The 9,584-nt window shown below is 71.3% G+C and carries 13 protein-coding genes and 1 pseudogene; 9 read left to right on the forward strand and 5 right to left on the reverse strand.

What is annotated here, in order from left to right; all coding sequences use genetic code 11:
- A pseudogene (locus OKJ99_RS06030) lies at positions 1 to 1,104 on the forward strand (hypothetical protein); the annotation flags it as partial.
- A gap of 106 nt (positions 1,105 to 1,210) precedes the next feature.
- Positions 1,211 to 1,474, forward strand: a complete 264-nt coding sequence (locus OKJ99_RS06035; RefSeq protein WP_326014710.1) for a hypothetical protein — start codon at positions 1,211 to 1,213, stop codon at positions 1,472 to 1,474.
- Between the two features lie 123 nt (positions 1,475 to 1,597).
- Here OKJ99_RS06035 and OKJ99_RS06040 read toward each other — a convergent pair whose 3' ends face one another.
- Both OKJ99_RS06040 and OKJ99_RS06045 read right to left on the reverse strand, forming a co-directional pair.
- Positions 1,598 to 2,005, reverse strand: a complete 408-nt coding sequence (locus tag OKJ99_RS06040) for a rodlin (RefSeq protein WP_326014711.1) — start codon at positions 2,003 to 2,005, stop codon at positions 1,598 to 1,600.
- Positions 2,006 to 2,267: 262 nt separating this feature from the next.
- The gene (locus OKJ99_RS06045) at positions 2,268 to 2,678 is read right to left on the reverse strand and encodes a rodlin (protein WP_326014712.1); all 411 of its coding nucleotides are present in this window, start codon (positions 2,676 to 2,678) and stop codon (positions 2,268 to 2,270) included.
- A 281-nt stretch (positions 2,679 to 2,959) separates the two neighbouring features.
- Between OKJ99_RS06045 and OKJ99_RS06050 the strand changes: the two genes are divergently transcribed.
- From OKJ99_RS06050 to OKJ99_RS06070, 5 genes are all read left to right on the forward strand, one after another.
- Positions 2,960 to 3,370, forward strand: coding sequence for a rodlin (locus OKJ99_RS06050; protein WP_326014713.1), 411 nt, complete (start codon positions 2,960 to 2,962; stop codon positions 3,368 to 3,370).
- A gap of 366 nt (positions 3,371 to 3,736) precedes the next feature.
- Positions 3,737 to 3,976: a chaplin gene (locus OKJ99_RS06055; RefSeq protein ID WP_326014714.1), complete on the forward strand. Its 240-nt coding sequence runs from the start codon at positions 3,737 to 3,739 to the stop codon at positions 3,974 to 3,976.
- 192 nt (positions 3,977 to 4,168) lie between these two features.
- Positions 4,169 to 4,456 carry a hypothetical protein gene (locus OKJ99_RS06060; RefSeq protein WP_326014715.1) on the forward strand — a complete coding sequence of 96 codons (288 nt, stop codon included), beginning with the start codon at positions 4,169 to 4,171 and terminating at the stop codon, positions 4,454 to 4,456.
- Between the two features lie 144 nt (positions 4,457 to 4,600).
- Positions 4,601 to 5,104 carry a DUF5949 family protein gene (locus OKJ99_RS06065; RefSeq protein ID WP_326014716.1) on the forward strand — a complete coding sequence of 168 codons (504 nt, stop codon included), beginning with the start codon at positions 4,601 to 4,603 and terminating at the stop codon, positions 5,102 to 5,104.
- Positions 5,105 to 5,254: 150 nt separating this feature from the next.
- On the forward strand, positions 5,255 to 5,506 hold the full coding sequence (locus tag OKJ99_RS06070; protein ID WP_326014717.1) for a chaplin: 252 nt from the start codon (positions 5,255 to 5,257) through the stop codon (positions 5,504 to 5,506).
- Between the two features lie 66 nt (positions 5,507 to 5,572).
- Here the strand turns inward: OKJ99_RS06070 and OKJ99_RS06075 are convergent, their stop codons facing one another.
- On the reverse strand, positions 5,573 to 6,061 hold the full coding sequence (locus OKJ99_RS06075) for an SsgA family sporulation/cell division regulator (protein ID WP_326014718.1): 489 nt from the start codon (positions 6,059 to 6,061) through the stop codon (positions 5,573 to 5,575).
- A 94-nt stretch (positions 6,062 to 6,155) separates the two neighbouring features.
- Positions 6,156 to 6,446, reverse strand: coding sequence for a helix-turn-helix domain-containing protein (locus tag OKJ99_RS06080; RefSeq protein ID WP_326014719.1), 291 nt, complete (start codon positions 6,444 to 6,446; stop codon positions 6,156 to 6,158).
- Between the two features lie 189 nt (positions 6,447 to 6,635).
- Between OKJ99_RS06080 and OKJ99_RS06085 the strand changes: the two genes are divergently transcribed.
- Together OKJ99_RS06085 and OKJ99_RS06090 are read left to right on the forward strand one after the other, a co-directional pair.
- On the forward strand, positions 6,636 to 7,985 hold the full coding sequence (locus tag OKJ99_RS06085) for a sensor histidine kinase (protein ID WP_326014720.1): 1,350 nt from the start codon (positions 6,636 to 6,638) through the stop codon (positions 7,983 to 7,985).
- Complete coding sequence (locus tag OKJ99_RS06090; RefSeq protein WP_326014721.1) at positions 7,982 to 8,710, forward strand: response regulator transcription factor; 729 nt, start codon at positions 7,982 to 7,984, stop codon at positions 8,708 to 8,710. Before OKJ99_RS06085 ends, OKJ99_RS06090 begins: the two co-directional genes overlap by 4 nt.
- Positions 8,711 to 9,134: 424 nt before the next feature.
- Here OKJ99_RS06090 and OKJ99_RS06095 read toward each other — a convergent pair whose 3' ends face one another.
- Positions 9,135 to 9,284: a hypothetical protein gene (locus OKJ99_RS06095; protein WP_326014722.1), complete on the reverse strand. Its 150-nt coding sequence runs from the start codon at positions 9,282 to 9,284 to the stop codon at positions 9,135 to 9,137.
- Positions 9,285 to 9,584 lie beyond the last annotated feature (300 nt).

The raw sequence follows: 9,584 nt of genomic DNA on the forward strand, positions 1-9,584 counted from the left end.
GGCGCCCTCGACGCCGCGGCCGACGCGCTCCGCGCCCACCCGGCCGCCCCGGCGACCGCCCCCGAACCCCTCGCCGTGCACCACCTCTCCCACGCCATGCTGCACGGCGTCCGGGGCGGTTACGACGACGGTTACGCGGCCGCCCGCCTGGCCCTGGACGCCGCGCGACAGGTCCCCGGCCCGCACGGCCAGGGCCTGCTCGCCCGCTCCTACGCCCTCCAGGCCACCAATCTGGGCCTCTCGGGCCGGCTCACCGAGGCCCGCGAGGCCGGCGACCACGCGCTCGCCCCCGCCGAGGCGTACGGCGACCCGACGCTGCTCGGCACGGTCCTCTCCACGCTGCGGGAGAACGCGCGCCGCCACGGTCGGCTGCGCGAGGCGGTCGAGAGCGGCGAACGCGCTCTCGACCTCGCCGACCGCTCGGGCAACCCGACGGCGGCGTCCTTCGAGCGTCTGAACCTGGCCGAACTCCACCTCCTGCTGGAGGAGTTCGACGACGCCACCGCGCGCGCCGAGGCATCCGTGGCGCTCGCGGAGGGCGACGGCGCCTGGTGCCTGCCGTACGCGCTCGCGACGCTGGCGCTGGTCCGGCTGCGTACCGGGGACACGTCGGCGGCCGCGGACCTCCTGGACCGCGCCGCCCCCGCCGCCGACCACCTGGGCGACCGCCAGGCGCGCTACGAGGTCAGCGCCGCCCGCGCCGAACTCGCCCTGCGCACCGGCCACCCCGAAGCCGCCCTCCGTGCCCTCGCCGACTGTCCCGACGACGCGCCGGCCCTGACCGCCTGGGCCCAGCTCCGCGCGGGCCGCCCCGAGGCGGCCCTGGAACTCGCGACAGCGGAGGCCGCCCGCGCCGAGCGGACCGGCGAACGCCTCGCCGAGGTGGAGGCCCACCTGGCCCACGCGGCAGCCCTCTCCCACCTGGCCTCCCCCCAAGCGGCCACCCACGCCCTGACCCGCGCGACAGACCTGGCCCAGTCCCTCCCGTACCCGGCGGGCCTCCGAAGAGCGACAGAGGTCCGAGCCCTGCTGAACGCCCCCTCGGTAAATCAAGCCCCTGCGGCGTTTGAGCAGCGGGGTCCGGGGCGGAGCCCCGAGACGTAGGCACCCGACGACCGCACCGGGACGACGACCCTCGAACGATTGGCCCTGACGGGTGGGCGCCCCGCGAACCCCGTATCCGCCGGGACCCGCCCACCGTTAACCCGACATGATCTCAACTCGACGCGCCCTCACCGCTGTCCTCCTCGCCGTCGGAGCCGCGGCCGCCGCCGCCCCCGCGGCCCAGGCCGCCGAACCCATCTCGCCCACCGGCACCCTCGACTCGCTGTCCACGATGGCGATTCCGGCGGACCAGCAGGAGCAGCTGCCCAGCACCGCGGAGCAGCTCTCCGGGCTCAACCACCTGAACGACCTGCACCAGGCCACCGACCTCGTGGCTCCGGTCACCGGACTGATCCCCGCGATCCAGTAGCGCGAGCGCGCGCACGCCAAAGGCGGTGGACCGGATCGGTCCACCGCCTTTGGCGTGCCTGGCGTACGAAATCCCGTACGGAGAGGGGCGGTTACGCGTCCCGGCGACCGCCCCTCAGTCCGTTCAGTGGTTCGCGGTGCCGTTCCCGGCGAGGACCGGGATGTCGCTCAGGATGTGCGAGAGCGGCTCGTCACCCTTGGCCTGGGTGGAGTTCTCGGTGCACTGCTGGTTCTGCGGCGCCGACAGGACGGGGATGTCCTGGACGGAGACCGGCACGACGCCGACGAGCGAGCCGACGTTGGCCTTGGCCGGCAGGCCGACGCAGGGCTTGTTCAGGGAGCCCTGGACGAGGCCGAGCTGCGGGCTCATGTCACCGGCGGTGGCCGAGTTGCCGTAGGTCTGCGACGAGCCGTTGCCGCTGGTGGACGTCGTGCCGCCGTCGTCGCCGATGGCGAGGGCCGACGGGGCGGCGACGGCCGAGAGGCCGGCGACGGAAACAGCGATCGTGGCGGCTGCGAAGAGCTTCTTCATGGGGTGGTTCCCTTTCGATACGCGCGCTCCGGATGCGGAGCTACGTCTGGTCAACTGGATTGCATTCCGGGCAGTTGCGGACCGAAACCCGTTCGGACCATTCCCGCGCGAGCCAATCGCAGGAAATTCGGCACTGTGCGCGACCTCCCGAACATCCGGATGCGACGGATCAAAAGGCTCGTACAGCTACCTGAATTTCCGGCCCGGGCCGGAACGGCAGACCGGGCCGCCGACGCGGCGGCCCGATTCATGCAACGGATCGTCAGTTGTTGCCGACGCCGTTGCCCGCGAGGACCGGGATGTCCTCCAGGACGTGCGAGAGCGGCTCGTCGCCCTTGGCCTGGGTGGAGTTCTCGGTGCACTGCTGGTTCTGCGGCGCCGACAGGACGGGGATGTCCTGGACGGCGACCGGCACGACGCCGACGAGCGAGCCGACGTTGGCCTTGGCCGGCAGGCCGATGCAGGGCTTGTTCAGGGAGCCCTGGATCAGCGCCATCTGCGGGCTCATGTTGCCGTACGTGGCGGAGTTGCCGTACGTCTGCGAGGCGTTGTTGCCGCTCTCGGACGTGGTCCCACCGTCGTTGCCGATGGCGAGGGCCGACGGGGCGGCGGCGGCCGCGACACCGACGAGAGATGCGGTGGCCGCCGCGACAGCCATGGCCTTCTTCAGCATGAGGAAATTCCCCTTCTTTTTCCGTCTGGGAGCACTTGTATCAACTCCCTACCTCGCCATCGGTTGCTCACGTTCACTCGGACGTGGCTGCGATCGATTCCGATTCCGGCCCGGGTTCGATGAAATGAAAATCTCGCCAGTACGGGCTGTGTGGCAGGGGCACGGGTGATCGAGCGGACGCCGATGCCTGTCCGATCGGGTGGATATGCGGAACCATTTCGGCCCTTCGCAGTTGCGCTCTGTGCAGTAAGCCGGTGTCCGTCAGAAAAGGAAACAGAACCATGCTCAAGAAGGCCATGGCCGCCGCAGCGGTCGCCGTCTCCGTCGTCGGCGTCTCCGCCGCAGCCGCTCCGCAGGCGCTCGCCATCGGCGACGACGGTGGCACGACCTCGACCAGCGGGAACGGCTCGTCGCAGAGCTACGGCAACTCCACCACCGCCGGTGACTTGAGCCCGCAGCTCGGTCTCGTTCAGGGCTCCCTGAACAAGCCCTGCATCGGCCTGCCCGTCAAGGGCAACGTCGGCTCGCTCGTCGGCCTCGTGCCGGTCGCCGTCCAGGACGTGCCGATCCTGTCGGCGCCGCAGAACCAGCAGTGCACCGAGAACTCCACCCAGGCCAAGGGTGACGAGCCGCTCTCGCACGTCCTGAGCGACATCCCGGTGCTCGCCGGGAATGGTGTGCACAACGGCTGATCGGCCCAACGCGCACACGGCTCGGGCCGCCGGCTTTCCGCATTCGCCGGCGGCCCGAGCTCTGTCATGGGGCGCCGGGCCGGAGGAGTCACGGGGCGCCCGGGTCGGGGGCCGCCCTCCCAACGGCGTGGAGCCGACGGCTGACAGGAAGGCGGCGCGGCCAATCTCATGACGGCCCCAAGTGGACCATCGGCCCGCCGCCCCACAAGAACCGGTTCACTCGTTCGCTGACGACGTCACCCCAAAGGGGCGACGCGACGGCCAGTCACCCGTTCGGAACCGCAACCCCTTGTACGGCCGCCCCGTTGCACCACGTGCCAGGCACCCGCGCTGGCCGAACAGAACGACCTCCAAGGAGCATGCTTCATGTCGCGTACCGCGAAGGCAGTCGTCTTTTCCGCAATGGCCGCCGCTGCCATGGCCGGCTCGGCCGGCGTCGCCGCCGCCGACTCCGGCGCGCAGGGCGCTGCCACCAACTCCCCCGGCGTGATCTCGGGCAACACCGTGCAGGTTCCCGTGCACGTGCCGGTCAACGCCTGCGGCAACACCGTCGACGTCATCGGCCTGCTGAACCCGACGTTCGGCAACACCTGCGTCAACGACTGACGGGCACAGCCCGACTCTTCCGCAGCCGCCCCTCCCCGAGGGGCGGCTGCTCCGTTGTGCGGCTCCTCCGGGTGTGCGGTTCCTTCGGGTTTCGGCGCAATGACGCACACCCCAAGGTCGAGACGCTCGTTGAGCAATCAGAAGCGAATGTTCCAAACCGACGACGCGAGTTGTCGAGGGAAGGCATAAACAATGAAGGTTCTGAAGACTGCTGCCGTTGTCGCCGGATCGATGGCGATTGTCGGTGCCGCCGCTCCGGCATTTGCCTCGGACCTCACTCCGATGAGCCTGAACGGCGCGGTGAACACGATCACCAGCCAGCCGACGCTCGATGTCGCGCCGGTGGACAGCAACCTGCTCGACCCGAAGAACGACGGTGGCGCCGTCAGCACCGTCTCGGGCGCCGTCGACGGGCTGAACGAGAGCGGCTCCGGCTCCGGAGCCGGCAGCCTGCTCGGCGGTCTCCCCGCCGGTCAGTAGGTTCGTACGGCGGGCCACTCGTCGAAGGCTGGTTCGGGACCTCGGGTTCCCGAACCAGCCTTCGGTATTTCATCCTCGGAATGCGTTACGCCAGGCGAGTGAACCGTGGCCGGTGTGCCGACCGCGTCTGGCTAGGCTTCTTCGGTGACTTCAACAGTGAGCAGTGGCCCCGCATTTCGAGCAGCCGACCTGGGAACTCTGGCGGTCATCGCCTGGAGTGGAGAACACCCCGACGGGAAAGGTGACACGCCCTTTCTCCTCGCGTATTCCATGGGTGATTCCCCGGCAGGACCCGAGGCCGCGGAAGCGGCCGTGCGGGGCCTCCTGGAGACCAACGACCTCACGGTGGGCACCGTCGTCCACGACGCGACGAGCCGGCCCCGGTTCCCCGTGTCCCTGCTGGTCGAGGCGGGCCAGGCCGTCGTCACCATGCCGCTCCTGAACGCCCAGTGCCCCGTGCCGCCCGAGTGGCTGGCGGCGGCGGAGGCCCGCAAGAGCGCGTACTTCCTGTTCACCACGCGCGTCTGGCCCACCGCGACGCCCGGCTCCCCGGTCACCGAGAAGGAGTTGGAGGAGTTCGCGGGCGACGAGGAGACCCTCACGGCCGCCGCGCACTGCCTGCTGCCCATCCGGCGCGTGCGCGCGTGACGACGGCGTCGGCATGGTGATCCCGACCCGCTGGTGGGATTTCTGGACGAGCTGACGGACACGCCCCCCGATGGCGCAATTCGCCCGATTCATGGCGTATTCACGGTGTGATTGGCACGTCATATTCCCTCACCTCTTAAGGGAGCAACGATGCGTCTTCGCACATTCGCGGCCGCGGCCGTGCTGGCCGGGACCGCTGTCATGGGATCCGCTGCCATGGCCTCCGCGGTGGACGGCCCCGACGGCGCCAGCGCCACCGGTGTGGCCCAGAACAGCCCCGGTGTGCTGTCCGGGAACATCATCCAGGTTCCGGTCGATGTGCCGATCAACGCCTGTGGCAACTCGCTCAACCTGATCGCCGCGCTCAACCCGGCGGCGGGCAACGTCTGCGCCAACGGCTAGTCAGCCGGCACCAGTTCGGACGGACAGCGCCCGGGACGGCTTCGGCCGTTCCGGGCGCTGTTGTCGTCAGGTGTCGTCCCCCGGCGCCAGATCCCGCAGGGCGCGGTCGATGAGCCCTTCGAGGCGGCCCTCGCGCTCCGGCAGCATCCGCTCCGTACGGACGAGGAACTGGGCCAACGCGTCGTGAGTGAGGACCAGTTGGGGCTCGCCGGGCGCGCTGCGCAGGTCCACGATGACCAGCTGGTCGCGGCCGGGCACGCGATAGGGCGCGACGCGTACGTCGCCGTCGCCCGCAGCCCGTTCGAGCCCGTCGAGCAGCAGGTCCCGCGACAACGGCCACAGCACGGACCCCGGGACGCCCGCCTCCGCGCCGCCCCAGGCCGTCACCGTGACGGCCAGCGGATCCGTCAGCCGGAACCGCAGCTCCACCTCCACGGGGTGGAACAGGTCGTCGCCCCACCGGGCCATCGCCGCGATGACACCCACGAGTTCGTCCGGCGCGTCACGGGTGTCGGGCGCGTCGCCGGAACCCGGTGTGATGTCGTCCGCATCCATTCAGCGCCCCCGCCGCTTCTGGGCAACGTCGTGATTCTTGCGGCGCTCGACGACCCCCATCAACCGGATGGCCCGGGGAAGATCCGTCGAGATCTCAGACTCTGCAAACGCCCTGCTCATCGCCGCCTTCACCGGGTCCCGCGAGGGTGCGACCGAAGGCGAAGGCGCCCGGTCCGACCCGGTAGCGGCCCTCGGTGTGCTCCAGCCAGCCTTCGTGCGCGAGCGTGCGCAGCAGGTGGTAAGTCGTCGCCAGCGGTACGTCCAGGAACCGCGCGAGCCGCTTGGCGGTCAGCCCCTCCGGGTGGCGGGACGCCTCCGTCAGGATGCGCAGGGCGCGCTCCACCGACTGCAGCCGGGTGCCGCCCGCGGTCCGCGGCTGCGCCATGTGTGTCCTCCTTCGGTGCCGCGCGGGCGTCGGGCGCCTCGCGTGGGCGTCCGGCATGTCATCACTGATCTTTGAAGATCCGGTACGCCCGATCACCGGCCACCGGGCCGTGTGCTGCGGTCCACCCGGGTGCGCAAGGGCGGCCACCCGGCCCTGGACGGGGGGCCGCGGCAGCTGATAGGGGCACGCATGAGCGACGCGACGCTCGTCTCCGCGCAGGAGCCGCCCGCGCGGAGTCCCGGCGGACGGTGGGGGCTCGCGCGCCTGGTGACGTCGCCGCTGCACGCCACGTTCCTGGTCCTGCTGGTCGTCGGCCTGGTGCGGACCGTCGTGGCGGGGGTGTCGGGGGAGCAGTGGCGCGTCGGGGCAGGGCTCGCGCTCGGCCTCGTGTACTGCTTCGCGCCGGTCGCGGAGCGCCGTTCGGGGGCCGACCCGGGTGCCCTGCGGCTCGCGAGCCGGACCGACCCCTTCACCCTCGGCTGGCTGGCGGCCCTGTTCGGCCTGTGGCTCTGGCTCGATCTGACGGGGACCCAGTTCCGGGTCCTGGTCGCCGCGTTGTACTTCGTCGTGCTGATGTTCCTGCCCCGGCTGCGCACGCTCGGGGTCGCGGTCGTCGCGGTCGCCGCGGCGGCGGTCACCACGCGGCGGGGGCCCGCGACCGTCGGGGACCAGGAGATGGTCGTCGTGGGCGCCTTCCTCGCCCTGCTCCTGGTCGTCCTCGCCTTCCGCAAGGAGGAGCGCCTGCGCGGCTCCGCCGAGGCGGTCATCCGTCAGCTGCGTGACGACCGCGGGCAGTTGGCGACGGCGCAGCGGCTCGCCGGGCAGGCGGACGAGCGGCGCCGAATGGCGGCCGAGGTCCACGACTCGATCGCCCAGTACCTGGCGGGCGTCAAGCTGCTCCTCGAGGGCGCGGAGCGCACCCTGACCGCCGCCCCCGCCAGGGCCGCGGAGGCGACGCACGCCGCCCTCGACCTGACCAACCTCGGCCTGCGCGAGGCGCGCGTCCTCATCGACTCGGCGCACACCGACCGCCCGGCGGGCGCCCCCGACGGCACGCTCCCCGAAACGGTCGAGAAGCACCTGTCGGCGGTGCGCCAGGCCCTCGCCGCGGGCTGGCGGGTGGACGGCAGGGCCGCCTCCGCTCCCGGCGCGGAAGGCCCCCCGAAGATCGCGTTCTACACTTCGGGCGAGCCCGGCCCGCTTCCGCCCGACGTGGAACACACCCTGCTGAGGCTCGCGCAGGAAGCGGTGTCCAACGCCCTGTGGCACGCGCGGCCGCATCAGGTCACCGCCACGCTGACCTACGAGCCGCAGGAGGTGACCATGACCGTGAGGGACGACGGCCGGGGCTTCGACCCCGCCCGGGTGCCCGACGACCGGCACGGCCTGCGCTCCCTGCGCCACCGTGTCGAGGGCCTCGGCGGCACGTTCACGGTGGTGTCACGCCCCGGCTCGGGCACCGAGCTGAGCGCCGGGCTGCGGCGCGGGCTCGCCGAGGGAGACGTAGCCGAGGGAGACGTAGGTGAGCGGCGCGGATGAGTGACGTACTGAGTGGCATACCCGAGGCGGCCCCCGCCCGGACCGGCCGCACCCGCCCCATCCGTGTCCTCGTCGTCGACGACCACCCCGCGCTGAGGATCGGCCTGCGCACCCTGTTCACGACGGTCGACGACCTGTCGCCCGTGGCCGAGGCGGCCAACGCCGCCGACGCCCTGCGCGCGGCCCGCCGCCCCGAGGCCCCGGACGTCGCCGTCGTCGACCTCGACCTCGGTGCGGGCGTCGACGGCGGCATCCGGCTCGTCCGCGAGCTGCGCGCGCTGCACCCCGCGCCCGCCGTCCTCGTCCTCAGCGCCTACGTCACCGCGCAGACGGTGACCTCCGCGCTGCGGGCCGGCGCCACCGGATTCCTCGGCAAGGAGGCGTCCGCCGAATCGCTGCTCGCCGCGGTCCGCGCGGTCGCCCGCGGCGAGACGGTCCTCGGCCCCGGCGTCTCCCGCCACGCCCTGCCCGGGCCCCAGGGCAGCGCCCCGGTGCTCACGCCCCGCGAGGCCGACGTGGTCCGGCTCGTGGCGGCCGGCCTCTCCAACCGCGAGATCGCGGCCCGCCGGGGCATCAGCCCGAGCACGGTCAAGAGCGCCCTCAGCGCCGTCTACACCAAGCTCGGCGTGGACAGCAGGGCGGCAGCGGTCGCGACGGCGGCGGGTCAGGGCCTGCTCCCCGGCCCTCCACCACCGCTCTCCGGCGGAAGCCCTGTCGCTCGATAGAGGGTGACAACGGAAAAGGCCCGGCACTGATTTCTCAGTACCGGGCCTCATCTGCTGTTTCAGCTGTCGGGGTGGCGGGATTTGAACCCACGACCTCTTCGTCCCGAATGAGGTTCGGTCGTGATCATCACCGGTTGGATTGCTGTTTTGCCTGTTCAGAGCTTTAGGGTGGGGTGGTCTTGGGTGGTGCCGAAGGGGCTTGGGGAGCGGGTTGGCTCCCAGATGGCTCCCAGCGGGCGGAGTTCCGGTCTCCTGCTCGGCCGGGATCCGGCGGGGATCGTGCCACAGCGGCCATCACCACGACGACTGCCACCGCTGTGGCGATACACCGGCTCGGTCACCCGAGGTCCCGGTCGCTTGCCCCGCACTGACCGTCGCGTCTGCCGCCGGGCGTTCACCAGGGGAGCGGATCCGGGCGGTGGTGTCACCACCCGAGGCCCTCGGACGCGATGTGGTCCGGCTTCGACGACTCGGGGAGCTTGTTCATCCAGCCGTCGTCCTGGACCGTCAGTTCCAGGAACCGCTTATCCAAGGGCTCCACAGCCAACTTCAGCAGCTCGGCGCCTTTGGCCATAGCCTTCTCGACGACGCGTGGGTTCCTGGGTGAAGCGCGGGTTTCGGGTCAATTATGGCGCGGCATCGAGGTCGCCCTTGGCCTTGGATACCTGCTGGAGGGCCGCGTACTCGTTCCGATCGAGTCGCACGATGTCCTCTCCCCCGTCGGGGAACACGGTCCCGGAGCCCTTGAATCCGTAGGTGCGACCGTTGACCTCGTAGCGGCTGGTGGCCTAGGGCGTTTCTGATGGCTCTTGGACGGTGTCGCGGAGCCAGATGACGACTGCCGCGACGGCCAGGGTGCCGTTGAAGATGTAGT

The sequence above is a fragment of the Streptomyces endophyticus genome (genome assembly GCF_035798155.1).
In the GTDB taxonomy this organism is placed as follows: Bacteria; Actinomycetota; Actinomycetes; order Streptomycetales; family Streptomycetaceae; genus Streptomyces; species Streptomyces endophyticus.